Here is a 24,454-nt window from a genome sequence, read left to right as displayed (position 1 = left end):
CCCCGATCCGCCGGGTCAGACGGTCTTCCGCCGGGACGACCCGGCGGACGCGGCGATGGTCGTCCGGCGGCGGCTCGGCGCCGTGCCGCCCGACCGGGAGGCCTTCGGTGCCTCGGTGGTTCTGCTCTTGGCTGCCGGCGCACCTTCCCGGGCGGGCGTGGCGGCGGACCCCGTGGAACTCTTCGGGCGCGCCTGGGTCAGCCAGACCGCCGCCGCGCCGGCTGCGGCCACCGGCCACTCGACCGCGCCCACCGCTCCCAGCAGCCCGGCGCCGGTGTAGGCCGCGATCCGACGGGCCCGCGGCGACACCAGTCCCACGGTGTCGAGCACTCCGTCGACCATCCCGCCGACGGCCCCGGCACCCGGTACACGCCGCACGGCGGAGGCGGCGGACTCCACCGGGCGCAGCAGCAGGGCCGTACCCCTCGACGGGGCGGATGAAGTCGATTCCTGGTCGTTCATGGCCGTTTCCGATCACTACTCTCCGACGGCCCGCAGGCCTGCCGCGCATACGCGCAGATCGACCCGCGGGTCCGCGTGTCCACCTTGCGTCTGCCCAGCAGCCCCGGCTCAAACATCGGCAGGCGGGGCCGGGCAAGGTCATGGCGACGGTGAGGGTCCCACGTCGACGGGACTCGCGTGATCCACGTCGAGGGGCTCGCGTGATCCCCCCGGCGGCCGCGGCAGCCGTTCCCGGCCCCGCCGCCGGGCAGGCGCGCCTTCGCGGGGCCCGTTCGGCGGGCCGCGTACGGCGTCGCCGCCGAACGTCCTCACTGACGGCCGTCCCTTGAGCGTGCCCCGACGCCGTGCGTCGGGGCACGCTCTATCGGCGCGCCTGGCGTCGGGGCACGCTCTACCGGCTCAACAACCGCCGCCATCGCGGCAGTTCCGTGCCGCAGCAGGCCAGCGCGAGGAGCGTGACCAGCACCGCCGCCCAGCCCGGGAAGAGCAGCCCGGCGGCGGTGACGGCCCCGGCGAGTTCGGCGAGCACCATCAGGACCGTGACCCAGCCGGGCACCGCGACGACCGTCCCCGGTTTGTCCCCGGGCGTCTGCAGGAGCGCCGGGACGCCGATCAGCAGCACGTCCACGCCGATCGCCAGCAGTAACGAGTGCGGCCACAGCGCGATCGGCAGGCCGATCCAGCCGACCAGTTCCAGCCCGGCCCGCAGCGCGGTGGCGTACCAGGGCTCCGCATGCTGCTGTTTCTCCATCGCCTTCCCCCGTCGCACAGCCGGACCGGAAGCGCGCGGCATCGTCGCGCACTACAGCCGCTCGGCCAGCGCCCCCCGGACGCGCCGCCAGGCGTCGGCGGTCGCGGTGGCGTCGTGGTCCGCCGGGCGGTCGGCCGCGAAGCCGTGCCGGGCGCCCGGGTAGGTGACCAGCTCGTGCCCGACCTTGGCGTCGGTCAGCCGCCGCTCGGCCTCCCGCCACTCCTCCTGCGGGAGGATGTGGTCCAGCTCGCCGCAGAAGCCCAGCAGGTACACGCCGTTGGCGGCGATCCGCTCCGCCGTCTCCAGCGGCGGCACCGGACCGACCAGCGGGAAGCCGGAGTTGAGCAGCCAGCCCGGGTAGTACACCGCGGCCAGCTCGAAGCGCAGCTCGGTGGCCGCACGCACGGCGATGTGGCCGCCCATGCTCATCCCGAAGAAGGCCACGCCGTGGCCGTCGGCCAGTGCCCGGGCGGCGTCCAGTGCCGCGGCGGCGTCGGCGACCAACTCGTCGCGGTCCAGGGCGGTCATCAGCACCAGACCCGCCTCGCGTTCCTCGGCGCCGTAACCGAGCTCGGTGCGGCGGGCGTTGCGCCAGTAGAAGTCCGGGGCCACCGCCACGTACCCGAGGTCCGCCAACTCGGCACAGACGCGCCGCAGGTACGCGTTGACGCCGTACAGCTCCGAACAGACCACCACCGCCCCGCGCACTTCGCCCGCCGGGCGGTGCACGTACGCCTCGATACCGCCGGGCGTGCCCAGCTCCTGCCACTGACCCGTCATCAGTTCCCCCTTGATCGGCCGGAAAACATCGCTGCGCATCGTAGTACCGACCGCCGTGGACCATCGAACACGTCCACCGGCCGTTCGACGACAAGGACTTGGTATGACCACGGCAAAGGCTTCGCACGGCCGTGTCCGCCATCTGGACTGCACCGCCGCCGAGTTGGTGTGGTGTCCGGGCTCGACTCGACGAGCACGGACAAACCTCCCACACCCTCACACTCGGGAGCAGACGCATGCGCACACCGCTCAAGGCCGCCGCACACACCCTCACCGCGCTGGCCCTGGCCGCCCTCGGCACCACCGCACTGGCCACCGGCGCCGAGGCGCAACCCGCCCCGGCCGCCGCCCACTTCGGGACCAAGGCGCTCCACCCCGGCGCCGCCCAGCGCCCGACCGCCACCACCAACAACACCCTCTCGGTCCGCTCCTCCGCGACCCAGGGCGTGGTCTCCCCCACCCCGAAGGTGTACCTGGTCTTCTGGGGCAGCCAGTGGTCCTCCGACCCGGCCGGGGTGGCGGCCGACATGCAGAACATGTTCAAGGGCCTCTACGGCAGCCAGGACACCTGGGGCACCATCCTCGACCAGTACTGCGAGGGCGTCGCCAAGGGCACCACCAACTGCGGCACCAAGGGCGTCCACGTCCAGCACCCGGCCACCACCCCGCTCGCCGGCGTCTGGTTCGACAACTCCGCCGCCGCGCCTGCGAGCGCGACCAGCACCCAGCTCGGCGCCGAGGCCGGCAAGGCCGCCGCCCACTTCGGCAACACCACCCAGGCGCCCAACCTCAACGCCCAGTACGTGGTGCTCTCCCCCACCGGCACCCACCCGGACGGCTTCCCCAACAGCGGATTCTGCGCCTGGCACGACAAGACCAGCAGCTCCTACGGCACCCTGGCCTACACCAACATGCCGTACATCCCGGACCTGGGAGCAGGCGCCTGCACCACCTTCACCGACGGCCGGATGCTCTCCGGCATCGAATCCACCGAGACCCACGAGTACGCCGAGACCGTCACCGACTTCTGGCCCAGCATCGGCTGGAACGGCGGCGGCGGGGAGATCGGCGACGAGTGCCAGAACCTCGACGCCTACGTCACCCTGAGCACCGGCACCTTCGACCTCCAGGGCCTGTGGTCCAACAGCGCCAACAAGTGCGTCACGCACGGCTAGCACTCCTTGCGCCACCGGTGGGGCCGCCGTCCGCCCGGCGGCCCCACCGCCCCTCCCTCCTCACCCCACCAGGCTCAGCACCGCCTCGGCGAACGCCTCCGGCGCCTCCTGCGGAACGTTGTGCCCCACGCCTGGCAGGGTCCGCACCTCGCACGGGCCCGTGAACCGGTCGGTGCCGGTCTGGTCCGCGGCGGGGATCACCCCGTTCTCCTCCCCGACCAGCACCACCGTCGGAGCCGCGATAGGCGGCCGGCCGGCCAGCGTCTCCTCCAGCTCCTGGTAGCGCGGGTCGCCCTCCACCAGTCCGTACCGGTGCCGGTAGGAGTGGATCGACACCTCGACGAAGTCCGGGTTGTGCAGGCTGGGTGCGGACGCCGCGAACGCCTTCCCGGCCGCCGCCCAGCTCGGCGACCACAGCCGCCAGAGCAACCCGCACAGCTCCTCACGGTTCTGCTCCAGCCCCTGGCGGCCGCGATCGGAATGGAAGTAGTACTGATACCAGAGGTTGCGCTCCGCCTCCGGCGCGGCGGGCTCCATCGCGCGGGCGATGTCCTGGACGGTGTAGCCGCCCGCCGCAACCAGACCGTCGATCCGCTCCGGCCACAGTGCCGCCGCCGCACAGGCCGCCCGCCCACCCCAGTCGTAACCGGCCACCACCGCCCGCTCGATCCCCAGCGCGTCCATGAACTCCACCAGGTCCCGCGCGAGCGCGGCCTGCTGGCCACTGCGTACCGTCCCCCCGTCCAGGAACCGCGTCGGCCCGTAACCACGCAGGTACGGCACCAGTACCTCCCGGCCGACCTCCGCGACCAACCGCGCCACCTCGTCGTAGGCCCGCACGTCGTAGGGGAACCCGTGCAGCAGGATCACCGGAGCGTCGGTGGTCCGGCGGCGCTCGCCGGTCCGGTGGTAGGCAATCTCCAGAACCGGCGTCGTCACCCGGTGCAGCTCGTGGGAAGTCACAGTCATCCGGTCATGCTCGCACGCCATGACCGAGGAGCAACTGATCCGGAATCAGCCGAAGGTGCCGCCGCAGCCCCGCCCGACGGCCACGCCCGACGGCAGCTCATGGTGCTCACCTATTCGCTGCTGTACCTCGGTACCGCACCGGCGGGCATGCACGTGTCCCGCGTCCGGGTCGGCCCGGCCTCCTTCGCCGTCGACTACCGGCCCGTCCGCGAGGGTTACGAGACCGGGTACGTGGGTCTCGTGGTGCGCCTGCCGCTCACACCGGCTCTCCGGTGCCCCGACCGCCGCGCACCAGCGCGGCCGGCGCGGCCGACTCGGCATGGCCTCCTTCAGCAGCGGCCACGTGGCCCTCACCTGCTTCCTCGGCGAGCGTGCGCAGCGCAGGTAGTGCTCGCGGCCGACGGCGTCCGGGGTGCCGTCGGCGGCGGGCAGGTAGGTGTCGGCGAGCCAGTCGCGGAAGGCGGCAGTGGCGGCGGTCGCCCGTTCGGCGGCGGCGTCCAGTTCGGGGCGCAGCGCGGCGGGCCCGTCCGCGACGAAGCCGGTGAACCAGCTCGTGCCGCCGCCCGCTCGCCCCGTCCAGGCGTCCAGTTGGGCGATGGCGGCGCGGGCCTGCCGGGGGCGCTGAGCAGTCCGCGGCCGATGCCCTCGGCCAGCGTCGCCCGGTATCCGTGCAGGGCGCCGGGGACGTTGCGCAGCCGTCCGGCGACGGCCGCCCACTGCTCGGCGGTGTCGGTGGGCATCATGGTGAAGACGCCGCGGACCTTGTGCAGGGGCGAGTTGACGTTGCGCAGCTGGCGGTAGTGGTCCCCGGCCTCGTGCACGGCGAGTTCGGCGGTGAGCCGCTCGCGCAGCAGGCGGGCGCAGTCCAGCTCGGCGGGATCGTCGACGAGCGCCGTGGTGTCGAGGGCGGTCAGGGTCTGCCGGGCGACTTCGGCGAGCGCCTCGAAGCCGTCCGGTGACAGGTCCGGCTGCCGGTCGTCCTCGGGGTGGAGGCCGAGTCTGGTCGAGGTCGCCGGGTCGAGTGCCGCGACCCGGACGACGTGGTCGTCGGCGATCCTGCGCGGGGACTTCGGCGTCTCGGGCATGTGCTCCATGCTCGCGCAGCCGCTGACCCGCCGTCCAGGGCGCCCAAGGGCCTCTCTTCGGGCTCGCGCCTGCGGGGCCGCCCTCGCCGGGCTCCGGTTCGGCGGGGGCGGCTCCTTGACTGCTCTTCTACTGACCGTCAGCCCTGGCAGACGCCCCGGCTGTAGTCGAAGGTCGCGGCGGCCTGCGAGTACTGCCACTGCGGGGCGAGCAGCTGCTGGTCGAGCTGCCCGGCGGCGGCGCGGTTCTCGACGACGTAGCCGAAGTCCTGCAGCCAGGCCGGGTAGAGGTTCTTGGAACCGATGAAGAAGGCGGATCCGTCGACCGAGACCAGCTTGTGGTGCAGCGCGTACGGGTGGCCGTCGGCCCAGGTCGGGGCCGAGGAGGCCCGGAACGGCGCGAGTTGGAGGTTCTGGCACATCGTCGCCTTCGCCTTCCCCGGGTCGCCGAGGCGGGCGGTGAGGCGGGCGGCCAGGGTGTCGCTGATCTCGTTCAGGGACTTGATCTGCGAGTAGCCGCCGCTGCCGACGGTACCCCGGTTGCCGGGATCGCTGACCACGATGCGCACCTTCACGCCGTCCGCGAGCTTGCCCGCGAGCAGGTCCAAGAGCCGCACGTCGTAGCGCGGCATCGGCGGGCAGGTGCCGGTCACGTCCTGCTGGGAGATGTCGATCCGGCTGCCGGCGCCGGCGATCAGCGCCCGCAGCGCGGCCTCCTCCGGGTTGACCGTCGCGTAGTCGCGGTCGTCGTTGGTGTTGTCGTGCAGGCCGATCGGGCCGCACTTGAGGTCGTCGGCGGCGGGCGCCCGGTCGGGGCGGTAGCCGGAGGCGGGGTCGTTGCCGCGGATGCCGACGCCCAGGCCGCCGACCGAGATCACCGGCAGGTCGCCGGCGGCGGGCACCTGCGCGGCCGCCGGGTTGAGACGCCGCTCGAGGTCGGGGGTGCACCCGGCGCCGTTGGAGGAGGCGAACCAGGCGGCCGAGAAGACCCCGGTGTTGCGGCAGGTCCAGTCCCACAGGGTGTCCAGGTAGGCACCGGCGGAGGCGGCGGCCGGACCGTTCAGCGCCAGGTCGACGTCGGTGACCGGGTGGGCGGTGTCGAGGTAGTCGCCCTTCCAGTTGTTGATCCCGCCGGTGATGACGCTCTGCCCGTCGACGACCAGCAGCTTGGAGTGGTTCCAGGAGAACGCGGTCTTCGCGGTGGTCATCGAGGCCACCTCGACGGTCACGCTCCCGGCGGCACCCCCGAGCCGGGCCACCAGGTCGTCCCGGTACTTCGACGGCAGCGCGGTGATGTTGTACAGCGGCGCGGCCCCGGCCAGGACCCGCACGTGCGGCGTGTTCCCGGCGGCGACCGACGCCTTGAGGCCGTCCACGATCGCGTCCTGGAACCCACCGTCCGGGAACGGCGCGAGAGTTGAGATGTCGACGGTCCGGGTCGCCCGCGAGATGTTCTCCCGCATCTTGTCCAGCACCCGCCTGGTCCCCACCCGCTGGCTGCACGAGGCGTCCCCCCAGCACCCCGGCGTCTGCAGCAGCCACCCACCCGGGTCTCCGGCCGGCGCATCCAGCCGGTTCCCCGCCGTGCGCTCCCACGCCGTCCCCTCCAGCCCCGGCGACACCTCGCGCAACGCCCGCTCCACCGCATCCAGATGCGCAGTGGCGTCCGGCTGACCGGCCGCCCCCGGCACGGGCGCCGGATCGGCGAACGCGGGAGCAACGGGCAGTACACCGACAGCAGCAACAAGGGCCAGCGCGGACCCGGCCAGACGGCGACCGGAACGGTGGAACTGGTGAGAGAGCACGTACGAGTCCTTCAAGGGAGGCCGGGGACGTTCACCCGGACGACACCGTTAAATTACCCTAAAGTAACCTGATGTGCTGTCAGGGTCCCATCAAGGAAGTTCACGTGGGCCTGACACCCACTCGGCGCCGGAACCGCTGGGCACCCGGTGGTACCTAGCCCGGACGTCGCGAAAGGGCGGGCGGACACGTTGGACACGGAGTTGCGGCACGCAGCCGTCGCTGCCCTGGCCGACCTCGGACGAAGCCGGGACCACCGCGACCGCGCGGACGCCGGTCACGCGCGAAGCCCCGGCCGGGATCGACCCCGTCCTCCGCTCCCGTAACACGAAGAAGCCGGGGTCGGCGCACCAAGTGCGCCGACCCCGGCTTCTGTTGGTAGCGGGGACAGGATTTGAACCTGCGACCTCTGGGTTATGAGCCCAGCGAGCTACCGAGCTGCTCCACCCCGCGTCGGTGAGATCACCATAGGCGATGTCCCTACCGAAACGGAAATCGGTTTCCCGCAGGCCCCGCTCTACACGGTCCTGGCGGCGAGGGCCTTGGTGACGAGGTTCACGGTCGGGCGGTACTTCACCGTGCCGGCCAGGCGCTCCAGCTCGTCGTACGCGTCCTCGTCCCCGAGCTGGACGAGGGCGTGCACCGCGGCGGAGGCCGTCTTGTGCGACCGCGGTCCGACGCCGGGGATCCGCAGCAGGGCTGCCTCCACCAGACGGCCCAGGGCTGCGGCCGAGTCCGGGTGGGCGGGTGCCAGCGCCAGGAGCGCGGCGACGCCCTGGAGCGCACGCACGTTGAAGGGGTCCATCTCGAACCCCGCGGTGCCCGAGCCGTAGTAGGACGCGACGGGCAGACTGCGCGGCTCGCCGGCCAGGGCGAGCCACCCGCAGACCGCCGAGCGGACGCGCTCCGGCCCGAGTTCGGCGAGCAGCTGCCGCCCGGCCCGCTGCCACCCGACGCCGGGGCGGGAGCCGGAGAGGGACAGCGCGTGGCCGATCAGCGGGTGCCAGGCGGGCCCGGTGACCGCCAGGTCCGCGAGTGCCCGATCCGCCCACGGCTCGCCGGGGTTGAGAGGCGGCTCGGCGATTCCGGCGGCCACATCGAGGAGTTCACCGGGGGTCTCGGCGGCCAGCGCGGTCCGGCGAACGGTGGCGACCACCGCGTCCGGCAGGCACCGACCCGCCGCCAGCTCGACCTCGGCCAGGCAGCCCAGCCGCCAGCCCTCCCACAGGGTCATCATCCCCGCCGCCAGGTCGAGCAACGGCTCCCGCCAGGCGGCCAATTGCTCGCAGCTCAGCCCCTCACTCAGCCGTACGACCAGCCTGGCCAGACCCGGGCACTCACGGGGCGCGTGGACGGCCGTCTCCTCCAGCCCCTCCGTCATCCGGCACAGCAGCTGCACCCGGTCGGGGATGGGCATCCGCCCCAGCAGCTCGATCACCTGCCCGCCGCCGTCGCCGGCCCAGTCGCCATCGAGGTCGACGTTCAGGCCGTAGAGGCTCCTCACCAGACCGTCCAGATTCCCGGCCTCCGCGAACCTCCGGACCCCGGCCACCCGCGCGTCCCACTCGTTCCCCTGCGGCTCCAACTGCCCCACCCTCAACACCGGCTCAACCTGTCGGGCCCGACCCTACGCGGCACCACCGACGACCAGCCCGGGCCGGTGCGGGTCAGCAGCTCCGGGGCGGGACGGTCTCCGCCCCGAGGCCGTCGTCGCCGAGGAGGACGTCTGCCACTCCGGCGATCAGCACCGTCCGTCGGGTCACGACTCCTCCGGCGGGGTGATCTCGTCGGGCTGCAGGCACCGGAAGCGCCCCTGGGCCCGCCACAGGTCCGCGCCCAGGTCGTCCTCCAGTCGTGCCGGCCAGGTGCACCGACCCGTCGAGGTCCTGGGTGGCGGTGCGCCGCCGTCCGGGCCGCAGCAGCACCGGGCTGCCCGGGTCCCACCAGGGCTGTTGCCGGTCCGGGCCGCAGCCGGTGATGCCGCGCACGCCGCGGATCACGCCGTGCGGCTACCCGAGCACCTCGGGCGGCATGGAAGCGGCCAGGCCGTCGCTGCCCCGGGGCTCCCGCTTCCGCCGGTCGGTCGGGGTCGCCGTCCGCAGGGCCCGGATCTCGTCGATCTCGGTGGCCTCGTACAAGGCGTCGGGGCTCTCCGGGGGGATGGGCGGGTGGTCCTCCAGGAGGATCGGCGAGGAGAGGACCACCTGGTACCCGCCGTCCGGTCCGGCGGGCATGGGCCAGGTGCGCTCGTTGCGGCACCGCTCCACGGCCGAGCGGGCCCAGTCGGGCGGATCGGCGACCGACAGGAAGCGGCCGTGCTCCAGTGCGAGCAGCAGGTGGGTGGAGAGCAGGGAGCGCGGCAGCGCCTCCTCGCGGCCGGCCCCTCGGGGCGGCGTCCAGGTGGAGGCGTTCTCCACCTCGACGGTCAGGCGCTGCGCCCGGTACCGGCCGGGCAGTTCCTCGACCCTCAACCGCACCAGCCCGTCGACCTGTTCGCGCCGGCGCACCAGTCGGCCGACGGCGCTGCCGCGCTCGTGCAGCAGCTCCGTGCTGCCGACGCCCGGCAGCCGGAACCCGTGCTGCACCACCTCGCCGGTCAACTCCTCGACGGACAGCAGCAGTTCGATCCGCTCCTCGACCGCCTCGTCGCACTCGACGAGCACCCGGTCGGCCAGCTCCAGTTCCTCCACCGGCTCGAACCCGCCGCCCTTGACGGCCTGTTCGACGGTGCGTCGCTGGGCCCGCAGGAAGCGCAGCTCCACCGCCAGCCGGTCGTCGTACTGCGCCTCCATCACGCACTCCGTGCGCTGGTGGGAGTGTTCGCCGCCCTGCGCCGTGTACTCGGGCGGCACCAGCACGCCGAACTGCCGGCGCAGCCTGTTCTCGGCCTCGGACACGCGGTGCGGGTGGAGCTCGTAGCCCGCCGTCAGCACCGCGTCGGCGATCCGCCGGGCCCCTGCGAAACCGCGCTCGATCTTCTCGGGGAAGCCGCTCGTGTGCCTTCGCTCACTTCGTTCACTCACGCCGTCACCTCCGCGGGCAACGGGCGGGCCCGTTCGGCCGACTGTGCAGCATGTCGGTGTCGGCGCTTGCAGCGGTTGCGGCGGTTATAGCCATTGCGGCGGTTACAGCCGTTGCGGCGGTCGCGGCGCTCATGAGGATGCCTCCTCGGGGACGGGAACCGGAGGGGATGGCTCGGTCCCAGTCATACCAACGATCCGGGTCGGCCGCCGGGCGGAGAGCCCACCGGACCGTCCTGGCCGCGCAAGCCCGCCGCGGCCGTTCGGGTCACGTCCTCGCGAGGAGCCCGGCGGGCACCGGGCGCTTGTGGACGAACGCGGACCGCAGGGCGTGGTACGGCGATTCGGGTGTGAAGAACTGCCGGCGCATCACCGCGAGCTCCTCCTCCCGGTACGCGGCGAGCGGCTTCGCCCGCTCGTCGGCCTCGCGCACCGCCTTCTTGGCCGCGATCCGCTGCTGGGCGGCGGGCGAGGCGGCGAGCAGCCCGGCCAGGTGGGCCGCGTTCGCCCCGAACTCGCCCGGCCCGCAGTCCAGCACCCGGTCGACCAGGCCGATCCGCTCGGCCGCCGCGGCGGACACCGGGAGGGCCTGCTCGGTCAGCCGCCCGGCCTCCGCCGCGCCCACCCGCCGCGGCAGGGTGTAGGTCCAGTACTCCGAGCCGTACAGGCCCATCAGCCGGTAGTGCGGGTTGAGCACGGAGCCGGCGCGGCACCACACCTCGTCGGCGGCCAGCGCCAGCATCATCCCGCCGGCCGCGGCGTTGCCGCCGAGGGCGGAGACCACCAGCCGGTCGGTGGTGGCGAGCACCTCGGCGACCAGGTCGTCCATCGCGGTGATGTTGGCCCAGGACTCGGCGGCCGGGTCCTGGGCCGCCTCGATGACGTTGAGGTGGATGCCGTTGGAGAAGAAGTCCCGGCCGCCGCCGAGCACCAGCACCGAGGTCGGGCGCCCGAGCGCGAAGCGGTACGCCGCCAGCAGCCGGCGGCAGTGCTCGGTGGACATCGCCCCGCCGGGGAACGCGAAGCGCAGCAGGCCCACCGGGCCGTCCTCGCGGTAGCCGATGTCCGACCAGCCGGGCCGCTCGCCCTCATCGGGCATCAGCGGCGCGAGTGCCTCGGGCAGGGGCGGCAGCAGGGCGCCGAGCGCCGTGACCGCCGGGAGCTTGAAGGTCGCGGGCCCGCCCGGGGTGCGGCGGCGGCGCAGTTCGGGGATCCACACCGCGCCGTCCGAGGTGGCCCGGCAGACGGCGCCGGCCCGGGTGGCGAGCAGCTCACCGGGGCGGCCGCGCAACAGCGGCTCGCGGTGGCCGCCGTGCAGGAACCACTCGCCGCCGCACAGCTCGTCCAGCACGCCGGGCTGGGAGTCCGCGGCGCGGAGCCTGCGCAGCACCGTTTCGGTGGGGTCGGCCGCCCAGTCGATCCGGCGGTCGTGCTGGCGCAGGAAGGGCCGGGTGCGCACTGTCCGGCGCCAGCCGGGACCGTGCTGCGGCTGCGGGACGTACGTGCCGGAGGCGACGCGCTCCACAGCGAGCAGGGCGGCGGCCACGGCCGCGTCGGAGACCTCGTTGCGGTAGAGGTCGCTCTTGCCGTGCTCGGGCAGCCCGCAGGGCTCGGCGGCCCAGACCGGTCCGGCGTCCATCTCCGCCTCGGCCTGGAGCACCGTGACGCCCCACTCGGTGCGGCCGTCCTGGATCGCCCGGTCGAGTGAGGAGGGACCGCGATCGCCGGGCGGGCCGGGGTGGACGATCAGGCAGGTGAGCTCCGACCAGACCTCCTGCGGGATCGCGGTGCGCAGCATCGGCGCGAGCAGCACGTCCGGCCGGAACCGGGCCACGGTGGCGGACAACTCCTCGTCGTCACCGGCGAGTTGGAACTCGACCTGGTGGCGTCGGTCGCGCAGTTCGGCGTGCAGCCGCTGACTGAGGCTGTTGAACGCACTGGCGAGGAGCAGGATCCGCATGTCCGCCTCCGACGGTGAGGGCCTCCAGGATTCCGGCGATCATCGCCTCCGGCCCGCCGCGCCGCCCGTTCACCCGGACCGCCGCGCCGCCCGTTCACCCGGGCGGCGGGAGCGGTGTCCGGGGCCCCCTCCGCGATCAGGCCGGGCGTCGGCGGTGGCCGAACAGCAGGACGGTGAGCGCCGCGGTGGCGATGCCCTCGGCCCAGGCGGCGCGGATCTTCTCCTCGAACCAGATCGGCTCGTACATGTTCGGCAGCGGGCCCAGGGTGCCGACGTCGACGTAGCGGCGGAGCAGCGGTGCGCCGAGGCCGCAGGCGGCGACGAGCCAGGCGTAGAGATCGCCGGTGCGGTGGCGCCGGAGGAACACCACCGGCACGGCGAGGCCGGCGGCGGCCACCACGCGCGGCAGGAGGTGGGCGAGGGGTGCCGGCGGGCGGGTGCGGGGGTGGCCACGGGGCCTCAGCCCACGGTGAGGGTGCCGTGCATGAACGGGTGGATGGTGCAGATGTACGGGTGGTCGCCGGCCTGCTGGGGCGCGGTGAAGGTCGCGGTGGCGCCGGGCGCGATCGTCCCGGTGTCGAAGGACTTGTCGGCGGCGGTGAGGGTGTGGGCGGTGGTGTCCTGGTTCGTCACGGTGACGGTCCGGCCGGGGCCCGCCTTCAGGGTCGCGGGCGCGAAGGCGAAGTCCTTGATGGTGACCTGGAGCGCCGCGGTACTGCTCTGGGCGGGGCTCGCGGCGGCGGCACTGCTCTGGACGGGACTCGTCGCGACGGTGCTGCCCTGCAGGGGGCTCGTCGCGGTGGTCGACGGCGTTCCGGAGCCGGAGCCCGAGCTGGAGCAGGCCGCGAGGACGGCGGGGAGCAGCAGCGCGGCGGCTGCCCGGAGGGGCCGGGATCTGGTCACGTTCGGGCTCCGTTCGGGAGGGCGGGCGGCGGGAGCGGCCCACTGGCCAGCCTCCTCCGGCAGGAGGCCGCCGTGACCTGCTCCAGAGCTCCGGACGGCCCACCATTTCATGCGCAGGAGTGAAGACGCGGGCGCGGAGTTGACGCCTGCCGGCGGGCGGTGCAGGCCGGCGATGCAAGGGAATTGTGGAGATTCGTCCGCCCCTGGCTGTGTCTCGGCGCGCCGGGTAGGCGCCATGGGCAGCCGGACCGCCGCGGGCCGGCCGTTGCGATCGCAGGAGGCCGAATCGATGCAGTTGTCCACCGTCCGCCCGCTGTCCGTGACCTTCCCGGAGAGCGCGGCGCCCGACGTTCCGGTCGAGGCGGAGCTCCGCTTCGACGCGAGCCTCCCTTATGCGGCCTGCCTGGCCTTTCCGCTGACTCCGTGCCAGTGCACCGGCGACGGAGCCCGGGTGTCCTGGTACTTCAGCCGTGAGCTGCTGAACGAGGGGCGGCTCGGCCCGGTCGGCAGCGGCGACGTGAAGGTCCGTCCGGGGGTGGCGGGCGAGGTCCTGATCAGCCTGCGGGGGCCCGGCGGCGGGTCCCTGGTCAGCGCACCGGAGGACCTCGTCACGGCGTTCCTCTCGGACTCCTTCACCCTGGTGCCGGCCGGCTCCGAGTCCGACCACCTGGACATCGACGCGGCCCTCGCCCGGCTCCTCGCCACCGACTGAGCCCGCCGACCGGGCCCACCGAGCGAGACCAGCGACCGGGCCCACCGAGTGGGACCAGCGACCGGGCCCGCCGGCCGTCCGGGTCGCGTGCGATCCTCCGTAGAATCCACGGGCCGATCCCACTCGCCCGCAGGAGGCCTCGTTGACGTCCGATCCCGGCCCCGGTGTGCTCGCCCACCTGGGGTCCCTGCTCCACCAGGCTCCCGCCGACCGCAGCGGAGCGCTGTGGCGCCTCCAGGAGGAGAGCCGCCAGCTGGACGCGAACATCATCCGCCTGCCCGCGAACGCCGAGGTCGCCGGGCACGTGGAGCCGGACCTCGACGTCCTGGTCCAGGTGCTCGACGGGAGCGGTCGGCTGGAGACCGCCAACGGCCGCCAGGACCTCTCCCCGGGGTGCACGGCCTGGCTGCCGCACGGCGCCCGGCGGTCCGTCACGGCGGGCGGGGACGGACTGGTCTACCTCACCGTCCACCGCCGCCGGCCAGGCCTGTCCATCCGCTCGGCGCCCGCCGAGTGAGTACGGCCGTGGGGGTAGGTCCCGCTGCGGCGAAGCCACCCGCCCTCTGGGCCGGCGATCTCCGGGGCCGGAGCGCACCCGAGAGTTACTTGACAGCCTCAACCTTTCAGGCCTAGCGTCGTCGCAATTGCTTCACTACATGAAGAATTGAGAGGCAGCCCTGATGACCCCGCTGGACCACGGCACCGCCGTCGCCGCCGAGACCGCCCGCTTCGTCGCCGCCGTGCGGCAGGCCGACCCCGCCCTCCCGGTCCCCGGCTGCCCGGGGTGGACGCTCGCCGACCTCGTCCGCCACACCGGCAGCGTGCAGCGCTGGTTCACCGTCCTGCTGCGCCAGCGGATCCAGGAGCCGCCGCGCAGCCGGGACGTCGACCTGCGGCTGCCCGAGCGGCCGGAGGACTACCCGGCCTGGCTGGCCGAGGCCGCCGAACAGGCCGCCGCGGCCTTCGCCGAGGGCGACCTCGACGCGCCGATGTGGGCCTGGGGCGCCGACCAGCACGCCCGGTTCTGGGTGCGCCGGATGCTGTTCGAGACCCTCGTCCACCGGGTCGACGCCGAACGCGCGCTCGGACTGGAGCCGGAGATCGACCCGGCCCTGGCGGCCGACGGGGTGGACGAGTTCCTGACCAACCTGCCCTTCGCCGCCTTCTTCGCCCCCGCGACGGCCGAACTGCGCGCCGAGAACCGGACCGTCCGCTTCGCCCGCACCGACGGCGAGGGCGACTGGCTGGTCCGGCTGCGCCCCGACGGCTTCGGCCTCGACCACGCCGACACCGACACGGAGGCCGATGCCACCGTCCGCGCCACCGCCGCCGAACTGCTGCTCATGCTGTACGGGCGCCTCGACCGCGACACCGCCGGTGTCGAGCTCTCCGGCGACCAGGAACTGCTGGCGCACTGGTTCGCCCACTCGTCCTTCTGAGCACGACCACCTTCCGAGCACCGACCGCCTTCGCGAGCACCGACGGGACTTCCGAGCACCGACGGGCAGCGGCTCAGGCCGTCGCGGCGAGGGTGCCGTCGAAGGTGGCGGCCGCGAGGCCGAAGGAGAGGGTCATCCCGATGCCCGAGGTGACCGAGATGGCCCGCACCCCCGGGGCCAGGTCGCGCACCAGCAGCGGCCCGCGGGGACTGCTGGCGTAGACGCCCTGCCAGCGCTCCAGGATCCGCAGCCGCGGCACGCCCAGCACCCGGGCGACGGCGTCGATCAGCAGCTCGTAGGTGCGCTCGTCGACGAACGGCGGGGTGGTGGCGTCATAGTGGTGCGAGTCGCCGATCAGCAGGGTGCCGTCCGGCTGGCGGGTGAACATCACGTTCGCGCCGATCTCCAGCAGCTCCGCGCTGTGGCCGAGCACCTCCTCCCGCAGCCGGGCAGCCGATGGCCGGGCGGTGAAGGCGTCGTAGCGCAGCATCGAGGTGGCGGTCAGCACCGCGGAGTCGGTGCGGAAGCCCTCCGGGGCGGCGGCCCGGGCCATGGTCAGCCGGCAGCGCTGGATCCCGTGGTCCTCGGCGACGTCGGGGAGCAGGTGGTCCAGGTCGTGGCCGACGCAGACCAGGATGCGGTCGCCGTGGACCGGGCCGCGGGTGGTGTGCACGGTGCCGGACTCGACGCCGGTGACGGCGGTGCCCCACAGGATGCGGCCCCGTGGCTGCTCGGCCACCCAGCGGGCCAGGCCGGGCGCCGCCTCGCGCGGGTCGACCCGCAGGTCGGCGGGCAGCACCGCGCCGCCCACCAGGTCGCCGTCCTCGCCCGCCGCCCGGCCGAGCGCCTCGGCCGTCTGGGCGGCGCTGCGCAACCGCACCGCGTCGCCGCCGCGTTCGGCGTGCAGTTCCTCCAGGACGGCCGCCTCGGTCGCCGACCGGGCGACCACCAGGGTGCCGGCCTCCGCGGCCCAGATGCCGGACGCCTCGGCGGCGCGCAGCCAGCCCGGCCGGGAGCGCTGGGCGAGGGCGAGCAGTTCGCCGTCCTGGGCGCTGATGCAGCAGTGGCCGAAGTTGCGGACGGAGGCGCCGACCGGCCGCCGGTCGCGGTCGAGGACGGTGACGGAGAGTCCGTTGCTCAGCGCCTCGAAGGCGTGGGCGAGGCCGATGATTCCGGCGCCGACGATCACCACATCGCTGCGCGGGGTGGTGGGGGAGGTCACGGGTGGGGTGCTGCTGCTCATGGGTCCAGCTTCCGGGCGGGCGGGCGCTGGCGTCAAGACATGTATGTACAAGTTACCGACTGTTCATCCGCCCGACGATCTCAGTGATCTGCCGGGTGAACAGGAGAATCCGCAGCTCGATCGGTCTTGAGAAGTCCTGGGCCCGGGTGCCATAGTCGACTTGTGAAGACAAGTGAGGACCTCCCCCTCCACCAACGGCTCGGCGCCGAGTTCCAGCGCCGCATCGAGTCCGGCGAGTGGCCCGAGGGCGAGCCGGTGCCCAGCGAGTCGCAGCTCTGCGCCGAGTTCGGCACCTCCCGGGGGCCGGTCCGCCAAGCCCTGGCCATGCTGCGCAGCGCGGGCAGCCTGGTCGGCGGGCGCGGGAAGCCGCCCGTGGCCCGTCGCACCACGCCCTCCCAGCCCTTCGACACCTTCCTGTCCTTCACCCAGTGGGCCCGCAGCATCGGCCGCGAGCCCGGGCAGCACACCCTCGAGGTCGCCCGCCGCCGGGCCTCCCCGGAGGCGGCGGTCCGGCTGGGCCTCGCGCAGGACGAGCCGGTCGTCGAACTCGTCCGGCTGCGGCTGCTGGACGGCGTCCCGGCCATGCTGGAGCGCTCCACCTTCGTCCACGAGGTCGGCCGCATCCTGTTCGACTTCGACCCGGACACCGGCTCCGTCTACCAGGAACTGCTGCGCCGCGAGGTCGACCTCCACCACGCGCGGCACACCATCGACGCCGTCGCCGCCGGGCCGCGCGACGCCGAACTGCTGCGGGTCGACGCCGGAGCCCCGCTGCTGCGGGTACGCCGGCTCACCACCTCCCGCCTGGGCGTGCCGCTGGAGGACGCCGACGACCGCTACCTGCCCGCCATGGCCACCTTCACCATCGAGAACACCATCGAAGGCCGTACCGTCATCGGCCGCTACCGCACCGAAGAGGACTGACACCGTGATCGAGCTCGCCGCCCTGGACATGGCCGGGACCACCATCAACGAGTCCGGCGCCGTCTACCGGGCGCTGCGCACCGCCGTCGAACGCAACGGTGTGGCCGTCGCCGAGGCCGACCTCCAGGCCTGGATGGGCACCGACAAGCGCGAGGCCATCGCCGCCCTGGTCCGCCTCGGCGGCGGCACCCCGACCCCGGAGCTGGTGGAGGAGAGCTACGCGGCCTTCGCGGAGTACCTGCGCGAGGCCTACCGGACCACTCCCCCACAGGCCGTCCCCGGGGTCGAGGAGGCGCTGGCCGAGCTGCGCCGCCGCGGGATCAAGGTCGCGCTCACCACCGGCTTCAGCGGCGACGTCGCGTACCCGCTGCTGGAGTCGCTCGGCTGGTCCACCGGCGAGGGCGGCAACCTTGACGCGGTGGTGACCTCGGACGAGGTGCCGCGCGGCCGTCCGGCCCCGTACATGATCCACCGGGCGATGCAGAAGACCGGGGTGATCGACACCCGCCGGGTGCTGACGGCCGGTGACACCGTGGTCGACGTCGAGGCCGGGCGCAACGCCGGGGCCGGCGTGGTCGTCGGGGTGCTGACCGGGGAGCTCGGCCGCGCCGACTTCGACGGGCACCCGCAGACCCACGTGCTGGCCAGCGCCGCCGAGATCCCCGGCCTCGCCGAGGCCCGGCCGAGCGCCTGACGGTTCCCCCGCACGGGCTGCCGGGCCGTCGCAGGGCGGTCCGTCAGCCCGTCGTGCGTCGCGCGCGCCGACCCGCTAGCGTGGACCGCTTCGCCCTACCGACGCCCACCAAGGAGAGCAGCGCCGTGTCCGACAGCTTCGCGCACCTGCACGTCCACACCGAGTACTCGATGCTGGACGGGGCGGCGAAGAATGGCAAGCTGTTCGCCGAGGCGGAGAGACAGGGCATGCCCGCCATCGCGATGAGCGACCACGGCAACATGTTCGGCGCGTACGAGTTCTTCCACGCCGCCGCGAAGACCGGCGTGAAGCCGATCATCGGCATCGAGGCGTACGTCGCACCCGGCTCGCGCTTCCTGAAAAAGCAGGTGTTCTGGTCGCCGGGCGGCCAGCGCCCGACCGGCGCCGACGGTGAGGGCGGCAAGGACGTCTCCGGCGGCGGCCGCTACACCCACATGACGATGTGGGCGCAGAACGCGACCGGCCTGCGGAACCTCTTCAAGCTGTCCTCCCTCGCGTCGATGGAGGGCTACTACATGAAGCCCCGGATGGACCGCGAGCTGATCGCCGCCAACGCCGGCGGCATCATCGCGACCACCGGCTGCCCCTCCGGCGAGGTGCAGACCCGGCTGCGGCTGGGCCAGTACGAGGAGGCGGTCAAGGCCGCCGGCGCGTACCAGGACATCTTCGGGAAGGAGAACTACTTCCTGGAGCTGATGGACCACGGCCTGGACATCGAGCGCGACGTCCGCGAGGACCTGCTGCGGCTGGCCAAGCAGCTGAACATCCCGCTGCTGGCCACCAACGACTCCCACTACGTCACCGCTGACCAGGCCGACGCCCACGACAGCCTGCTCTGCGTCGGCGTGGGCAAGAACAAGGACGACCCGAACCGCTTCAAGTTCCAGGGCACCGGCTACTACGTGAAGACCGCCGAGGAAATGCGCGCGCTCTTCCGCGAACTGCCGGAGGCCTGCGACAACACCCTGGCGATCGCCGAGCGGGTCGAGTCGTACGAGGAGGTCTTCACCTACGTCGACCGGATGCCCCAGTTCGACGTGCCCGAGGGCGAGACCCAGGCCTCCTACCTGCGCAAGAAGATCGAGGTCGGGCTGAAGCACCGCTACGGCGACAACCCGAGCCAGGAGGTGCTGGACCGGATCGAGCTGGAGATGGGCGTCATCACCCCGATGGGGTTCGACGCCTACTTCCTCGTGGTCGCCGACATCTGCCAGTACGGCCGGGACAACGGCATCCCGGTCGGCCCCGGCCGTGGCTCGGCCGCCGGCTCGATGATCGCCTACCTGACCGGGATCACCCAACTGGACCCGCTGGAGCACGACCTGTTGTTCGAGCGCTTCCTCAACCCCGAGCGCATCAACCCCCCGGACGTCGACATCGACTTCGACGACCGCCAGCGCGACCAGATGGTGCGCTACGTCACCGAGAAGTACGGCGCCGCGTACACGGCGCAGGTGAACACCTTCGGCACCATCAAGGCCAAGGCCGCCGTCAAGGACGCCAACCGCATCCTGGGCTACCCGTTCTCGATGGGCGACCGGATCACCAAGGCGATGCCGCCGGACGTCATGGGCAAGGGCGTGCCGCTGGCCGACCTGTTCGACGAGAAGCACGCCCGGTACAACGAGGGCACCGAGATCCGGGCGCTGTACCAGAACGAACCGGACGTCAAGAAGATCATCGACACCGGGCGCGGCATCGAGGGCCTGATCCGCGGCACCGGCGTGCACGCGGCCGCCGTCATCCTCTCCTCCACCCCGCTGCTCGACCTGATCCCGCTGCACATGCGGGACAAGGACGGGGTGATCATCACCGGCTTCGACTACCCGTCCTGCGAAGCCATGGGCCTGATCAAGATGGACTTCCTGGGTCTGCGGAACCTGGGCATCATCGACCACTGCATCAAGATCGTGAAGGCCAACCGGGGCATCGACGTCGACATCGAGAAGATCCCGATCGACGACCCCACCACCTACCAGCTGCTCGCCCGCGGCGACACCCTGGGCGTGTTCCAGCTCGACGGCGGCCCCATGCGCGCCCTGCTCAAGCTGATGAAGCCCACCGAGTTCGCCGACATCTCCGCCGTCTCCGCGCTGTACCGGCCCGGCCCGATGGGCATGAACTCGCACACCAACTACGCGCTGCGCAAGAACGCCCAGCAGGAGATCATCCCGATCCACCCCGAGCTGGAGGAACCGCTCAAGGACGTCCTCGGCCCCACCTACGGCCTGATCGTCTACCAGGAGCAGGTCCAGCGAGCGGCCCAGGTGCTGGCCGGCTACTCACTCGGCCAGGCAGACCTGCTGCGCCGCGCGATGGGCAAGAAGAAGAAGGAGGTGCTGGAGAAGGAGTTCGTGCCCTTCCACGCGGGCTGCAAGGAGCGCGGCTATTCCGACGAGGCCATCCAGGCGGTCTGGGACGTCCTGGTCCCGTTCGCCGGCTACGCGTTCAACAAGTCGCACTCCGCCGCCTACGGCCTGGTCTCCTACCACACCGCCTACCTGAAGGCCAACTACCCGGCCGAGTACATGGCCGCGCTGCTCACCTCCGTCGCCGACGACAAGGACAAGATGGCCGTCTACCTGGCCGAGTGCCGGCAGATGGGCATCAAGATCCTCTCCCCCGACGTCAACGAGTCGGTGGTCGACTTCACCGCCGTCGGCAGCGACGTCCGCTTCGGCCTCAAGGCCGTGCGCAACGTCGGCGTGCCCGTGATCGAGTCGCTGGTCGGCACCCGGGAAGAGAAGGGCAAGTACACTTCCTTCGCCGACTTCCTGGACAAGGTCGAGCTGGTGGTCTGCAACAAGCGCACCGTCGACTCCCTGATCAAGGCGGGCGCCTTCGACTCGCTCGGCCACACCCGGCTCTCGCTCAGCAGCGTCCACGAGAGCGCGATCGACTCCGTCACCGGGCTGAAGAAGCAGCAGGCCATCGGCCAGGACGACCTGTTCGGCGCCCTCGACCCCGGCGACGGCGGCGGGCCCGGCATCGGACTGGACTTCCAGCTCACCGACAACGAGTGGCCCCGGCGCCAACTCCTCGCCCTGGAGCGGGAGATGCTCGGCCTGTACGTCTCCAGCCACCCGCTCGACGGCGCCGAGCACATCCTGTCCCAGAACCGCGACACCTCGATCGCCGAACTCCTCGGCTCCGGCCGCTCCGAGGGCGAGGTCCGGCTGTCCGGGCTGATCACCGGCGTCGACCGGCGGATCAACAAGGCGGGCAACGCCTGGGCGATCATCACCCTCGCCGACCGCGACGGCTCGGTCGAGGTGCTGTTCTTCCCCGCGACCTACAACCTGATGGCCGACCAGATGATCGAGGACAACGTGATCTCGATCCGCGGCCGGCTCAACGAGCGCGACGGCTCGCTGAGCGTCTTCGGCCAGGAGATCACCACCCTCGACGTCTCCTCCGCCGAACTCGGCACCAAGCCGCCGGTCCAGATCACCGTCCCGGTCCACCGGATCACCCCCCAGATGGTCGCCGAGCTCAAGCTCGCACTCCAGGCCCACCCCGGCGACGTCCCGATCCGGCTGCTCACCACCAACTGGGACAAGAACACCCTCTACGAGCTGGGCTTCCTGGTGAACCCCGACAACGGGCTCGCCTCGGACATCAAGACCCTCCTCGGCAACCGGGCCTGGACGGGCGCGGCGGTGCGCTCGTAGGGCCCTGTCCTCGATGGGACACGTACGGGCCCCGGACCGGTTGGAGCCGGTCCGGGGCCCGTTCACGGTCCTCGGGGAGGGTGTCAGCCGTCGTTCTCGGCGGAGGGGATGTAGGCGCCGGGGACGTCGTCCGGGGTGTGGATCTCGTCCTCGCCCGGGTACGGCGTGGTCCAGTTGTGGGTCTGGTACCAGGTCAGGTGGTTCATCTGGGCCGGGTTCGCGCGGTCCGGGGCGGCGTTGGGGCCGGTCAGGTGCTGCTTGGACTTCCAGGTGTCCCACTGGGCGGCGACGCCCTGCTCGGCCGCCGGCGGGGCGGCGGTCACCGGCGCCGCCACCGCGCTGCGGTCCTGGGCCCCGCCGGGCACGTCGACGCCGCAGGAGGGCGGGGTCTTCAGGCCGTCGGTCAGCGAGGTCCGGTTGGGCACCGCGGTGAACGGGGTGTAGTCGGGCTTGTCGGTGAAGGCCGTGGCCATCGGCGTGGCCGCGCTGTCCTTCTGGTTCATCGGGTGGATCCCGAGGATCTGCTCGATGGTGCGGACCATGGTGATCTGCGAGTAGTAGCGGCTGTCGACGGCGCCGTGCTGGGCCCAGGGGCTGATGATCTGGATCGGGGCGCGGTGGCCGTCCACGTGGTCCAGGCCGGCCTGGGAGTCGTCCTCGACCACGAAGATCGCGGAGTCCTTCCAGTACCCGCTGTGCGAGATCTCCTGGACGATCCTGCCGACCGCCAGGTCGTTGTCGGCGACCTGCGCGGCCGGGCTGGCCGGCCCGCCGGTGTGGTCGCTGGACAGCCAGAGCATGTTGAGCGCGGCCGGGCCGTTCTGCTCGAAGTCCTGCTTCCAGATCTGGTAGCGGTACTGGTCGGGCACGTCGAGGTCGAACTTGGGGAAGCCGGGCACCGACACGTCGTTGAGCGACGGGATCGGCGAGGAGGAGTTGAGCGGGTAGGCGGTGCCGTCGCCGGTCGCGTCCATGTTCTTGGCGTCGCAGTACAGGTTCTGCCAGTTCGCGCCGTCGGGCTTGGTCAGGAACTGGTGGAACTCGCCGAAGTCCCGCACGTCCTGGCCGGCCGCCTGCGCGCCCGTCCACAGGAAGCCCGAGCGCTGGTGCCCCAGGGCGTCGTCCTCGGTGTCGTAGCTGCGCTCGTACTCGCCCGCGGAGGACTCGGTGTACTCCGGGTTGTCCGCCTGCATCAGCCAGTTGTGGCCCTCGGCGGAGTTGGTGCCGATGTCGTAGGTGTTGTCGTAGAGCCCGAACTGCTTGGCCAGCGCCTGCTGGTTGGGCGTCACGTTGGCGCCGAACTGGGCCAGCTTCGGGTCACCGTTGCCCTTGCCGATGTCGCCGAAGACCTGGTCGTAGGTCCGGTTCTCCTTGACGATCAGGAAGACGTGCTTGATCGTCGACGGGTCGCCGATCCGGGCCGGTACGGCCACGGGCTTAGCCCCGCGCCGGTCGGCCGTCCGAACCGCGTTCTTCGTCCAGCCGTTCTGCTGGAAGACCTTCTCGGTCTGGGAGCGGATCTCCTTGTCGCCCGGCAGGGTGAACTGGGTCAGGCTGGAGGTGGTGTCGTGGGTGTTGTGGGCGCCGGTGGAGTTGGGGCGCCGGGCGTCGATGCCGCGGGTGTTGGAGACGACCACCTTCGGGCCGACGGTGGTGACCTCGGCCGGGAAGTAGTCGGTGGGCAGCAGGCCGACGTAACTCACCGGCTCCTGGGCGCTGGTGAAGCGGTAGACCGCCACCGCGTTGGCGCGGCCGAGGGTGACCAGCAGGCGTCCGTCGTCGGTGAGGGTCACCGCCGTCGGCTCATAGCCCACCGAGGCCTCCGGCCACGGCTTGGTGGAGATCCGCTGCACCACCTTGTCGCGCCCGGTGTCGATGACCGACACCTGGTCGGAGGAGGTGTCGGCGACGAAGACCGTCCCGTTCTTGGCGTACACCGCGGTCGGGTGCAGGCCGACGTCGATCGAGCCGACGGCGGCGGACGGGGCGGAGAGGTCGATCACGCTGACGGTGCCCGAGGTCGCGGCGCCGGTGTCCGGGTCGGCCGGGACCTGGGTGCCGTAGGAGTTGAGGGTGTCGTCGTCGGGGGTGGCGGGGCGGCCGCCCTCGTTGCTGACGTACAGCTTGTGCCCGACCTGCACGATGCCGCGGGGCGCGTTGCCCACCGTCCAGCTCTGCCCGAGCGCGCCGGTGGCCGTGTTGATCGCGACCACCCGGTTCTGGCCGTTGACCGCCGCGTACAGCGTCGAGCCGTCGGCGGAGAACACCGCGCCGGAGGCCAGCGCGTGCTTGTCGCCGTCGGCCGGGATCGCCACCTTCACCGGGTCGGCCAGGGAACCGTCGGCCTTGACGGTGAACCGGGTGTAGCCGTCGAGCTGGCCCAGCCAGAGCTGCCTGCCGTCCGGCGAGTAGACCGGGGCCTCCTGGCCGACCGAGCCGTCGGTCAGCTTCAGGTCGGCCGTCCTGGCCTTGCCCGCGCGCTGCTGCACCTTGCCGGTCCTCAGGTCCACCACGACCAGCGAGGCGTCGCCGTCGGCGAGCGAGGCGGCCAGGTGGGTGCCGTCCGGGCTGACCCGGGAGCCCATGATCTTGCCGTTGTTGATCACCAGCCGGTCGCCGTACGGGGCCAGGTACTGGTCGCTGGAGATCACCTGGCCGTCGGCGGTGACCTGGCCGACCTGGTCGTTGCCGAACTGGTGGGTGGCCGCGAAGGCCGTGCCGGTGGCCACGGCCACCGCCGTGATGCACGCCGTGGCCAGCACGGCCCGGCGGCCCGACCGCCGGCCGGGGCGCCCGGGGTGCTCGTTGCGGACACGTCGACGACGCGTTACCTGCATGGCGTCAG

At 72.5% G+C, this 24,454-nt stretch carries 19 protein-coding genes, 1 tRNA gene and 1 pseudogene; 7 read left to right on the top strand and 14 right to left on the bottom strand.

Annotated features, from left to right (window positions below; genetic code table 11):
• Positions 1-15: 15 nt before the first annotated feature.
• The 3 genes from HS99_RS03315 to HS99_RS03305 form a co-directional block, all read right to left on the bottom strand.
• Positions 16-462, bottom strand: coding sequence for a hypothetical protein (locus HS99_RS03315; RefSeq protein WP_050367064.1), 447 nt, complete (start codon positions 460-462; stop codon positions 16-18).
• Positions 463-853: 391 nt separating this feature from the next.
• Positions 854-1,213, bottom strand: coding sequence for a hypothetical protein (locus tag HS99_RS03310; RefSeq protein ID WP_030550442.1), 360 nt, complete (start codon positions 1,211-1,213; stop codon positions 854-856).
• A gap of 51 nt (positions 1,214-1,264) precedes the next feature.
• Positions 1,265-1,993 carry a dienelactone hydrolase family protein gene (locus HS99_RS03305; RefSeq protein ID WP_043480378.1) on the bottom strand — a complete coding sequence of 243 codons (729 nt, stop codon included), beginning with the start codon at positions 1,991-1,993 and terminating at the stop codon, positions 1,265-1,267.
• Between the two features lie 236 nt (positions 1,994-2,229).
• On the opposite strand from HS99_RS03305, the gene HS99_RS03300 reads away from it, so the two are divergent.
• Complete coding sequence (locus tag HS99_RS03300) at positions 2,230-3,168, top strand: hypothetical protein (RefSeq protein WP_051746596.1); 939 nt, start codon at positions 2,230-2,232, stop codon at positions 3,166-3,168.
• Positions 3,169-3,228: 60 nt separating this feature from the next.
• Here HS99_RS03300 and HS99_RS03295 read toward each other — a convergent pair whose 3' ends face one another.
• From HS99_RS03295 to HS99_RS03255, 9 genes and pseudogenes are all read right to left on the bottom strand, one after another.
• A complete protein-coding gene (locus tag HS99_RS03295) occupies positions 3,229-4,137 on the bottom strand; it encodes an alpha/beta fold hydrolase (protein ID WP_030550438.1) in 909 nt (302 codons plus the stop codon).
• Positions 4,138-4,182: 45 nt separating this feature from the next.
• Positions 4,183-5,222, bottom strand: a pseudogene (locus HS99_RS03290) (DUF885 family protein).
• Positions 5,223-5,359: 137 nt separating this feature from the next.
• Positions 5,360-7,024, bottom strand: a complete 1,665-nt coding sequence (locus HS99_RS03285; protein WP_072656026.1) for a phospholipase D-like domain-containing protein — start codon at positions 7,022-7,024, stop codon at positions 5,360-5,362.
• 374 nt (positions 7,025-7,398) lie between these two features.
• A tRNA-Met gene (locus tag HS99_RS03280) sits at positions 7,399-7,475 on the bottom strand.
• 64 nt (positions 7,476-7,539) lie between these two features.
• Entirely contained in the window at positions 7,540-8,607 is a 1,068-nt protein-coding gene (locus HS99_RS03275) for a hypothetical protein (protein ID WP_030550436.1), read from the bottom strand.
• Between the two features lie 424 nt (positions 8,608-9,031).
• Positions 9,032-10,045, bottom strand: a complete 1,014-nt coding sequence (locus HS99_RS03270; RefSeq protein WP_305953093.1) for a hypothetical protein — start codon at positions 10,043-10,045, stop codon at positions 9,032-9,034.
• Positions 10,046-10,310: 265 nt separating this feature from the next.
• A complete protein-coding gene (locus HS99_RS03265; protein WP_043480375.1) occupies positions 10,311-12,002 on the bottom strand; it encodes an enoyl-CoA hydratase-related protein in 1,692 nt (563 codons plus the stop codon).
• Between the two features lie 136 nt (positions 12,003-12,138).
• On the bottom strand, positions 12,139-12,402 hold the full coding sequence (locus HS99_RS03260) for a hypothetical protein (RefSeq protein WP_052743456.1): 264 nt from the start codon (positions 12,400-12,402) through the stop codon (positions 12,139-12,141).
• Positions 12,403-12,461: 59 nt separating this feature from the next.
• Complete coding sequence (locus HS99_RS03255) at positions 12,462-12,905, bottom strand: cupredoxin domain-containing protein (RefSeq protein WP_030279403.1); 444 nt, start codon at positions 12,903-12,905, stop codon at positions 12,462-12,464.
• Positions 12,906-13,194: 289 nt separating this feature from the next.
• On the opposite strand from HS99_RS03255, the gene HS99_RS03250 reads away from it, so the two are divergent.
• The 3 genes from HS99_RS03250 (at position 13,195) to HS99_RS03240 (ending at position 15,056) form a co-directional block, all read left to right on the top strand.
• Positions 13,195-13,617: an SsgA family sporulation/cell division regulator gene (locus HS99_RS03250; protein ID WP_050367059.1), complete on the top strand. Its 423-nt coding sequence runs from the start codon at positions 13,195-13,197 to the stop codon at positions 13,615-13,617.
• A 142-nt stretch (positions 13,618-13,759) separates the two neighbouring features.
• Positions 13,760-14,134: a cupin domain-containing protein gene (locus HS99_RS03245; RefSeq protein ID WP_030279399.1), complete on the top strand. Its 375-nt coding sequence runs from the start codon at positions 13,760-13,762 to the stop codon at positions 14,132-14,134.
• Between the two features lie 163 nt (positions 14,135-14,297).
• Positions 14,298-15,056 (top strand): maleylpyruvate isomerase family mycothiol-dependent enzyme, encoded by a 759-nt coding sequence (locus tag HS99_RS03240; protein ID WP_030550430.1) that lies wholly within the window; start codon positions 14,298-14,300, stop codon positions 15,054-15,056.
• Positions 15,057-15,129: 73 nt separating this feature from the next.
• On the opposite strand, the gene HS99_RS03235 is transcribed toward HS99_RS03240, so the two are convergent.
• Positions 15,130-16,299 (bottom strand): TIGR03364 family FAD-dependent oxidoreductase, encoded by a 1,170-nt coding sequence (locus HS99_RS03235; protein ID WP_046387512.1) that lies wholly within the window; start codon positions 16,297-16,299, stop codon positions 15,130-15,132.
• 162 nt (positions 16,300-16,461) lie between these two features.
• Here HS99_RS03235 and HS99_RS03230 point away from each other — a divergent pair, with 162 nt between their 5' ends.
• From HS99_RS03230 to dnaE, 3 genes are all read left to right on the top strand, one after another.
• Positions 16,462-17,223: a GntR family transcriptional regulator gene (locus tag HS99_RS03230; protein ID WP_030550426.1), complete on the top strand. Its 762-nt coding sequence runs from the start codon at positions 16,462-16,464 to the stop codon at positions 17,221-17,223.
• Between the two features lie 4 nt (positions 17,224-17,227).
• Positions 17,228-17,917: a phosphonatase-like hydrolase gene (locus HS99_RS03225; RefSeq protein ID WP_030279391.1), complete on the top strand. Its 690-nt coding sequence runs from the start codon at positions 17,228-17,230 to the stop codon at positions 17,915-17,917.
• A gap of 125 nt (positions 17,918-18,042) precedes the next feature.
• Positions 18,043-21,609: a DNA polymerase III subunit alpha gene (gene dnaE / locus HS99_RS03220; protein WP_030279389.1), complete on the top strand. Its 3,567-nt coding sequence runs from the start codon at positions 18,043-18,045 to the stop codon at positions 21,607-21,609.
• A gap of 83 nt (positions 21,610-21,692) precedes the next feature.
• On the opposite strand, the gene HS99_RS03215 is transcribed toward dnaE, so the two are convergent.
• Positions 21,693-24,446 (bottom strand): bifunctional YncE/alkaline phosphatase family protein, encoded by a 2,754-nt coding sequence (locus HS99_RS03215; RefSeq protein ID WP_030550424.1) that lies wholly within the window; start codon positions 24,444-24,446, stop codon positions 21,693-21,695.
• Positions 24,447-24,454 lie beyond the last annotated feature (8 nt).

This window comes from Kitasatospora aureofaciens, from assembly GCF_001188955.3.
GTDB classification, from domain to species: Bacteria; Actinomycetota; Actinomycetes; order Streptomycetales; family Streptomycetaceae; genus Kitasatospora; species Kitasatospora aureofaciens.
The sequence above is the reverse complement of the archived record's forward strand: the minus strand, read 5'-3'. Positions and strand labels throughout refer to the sequence as shown.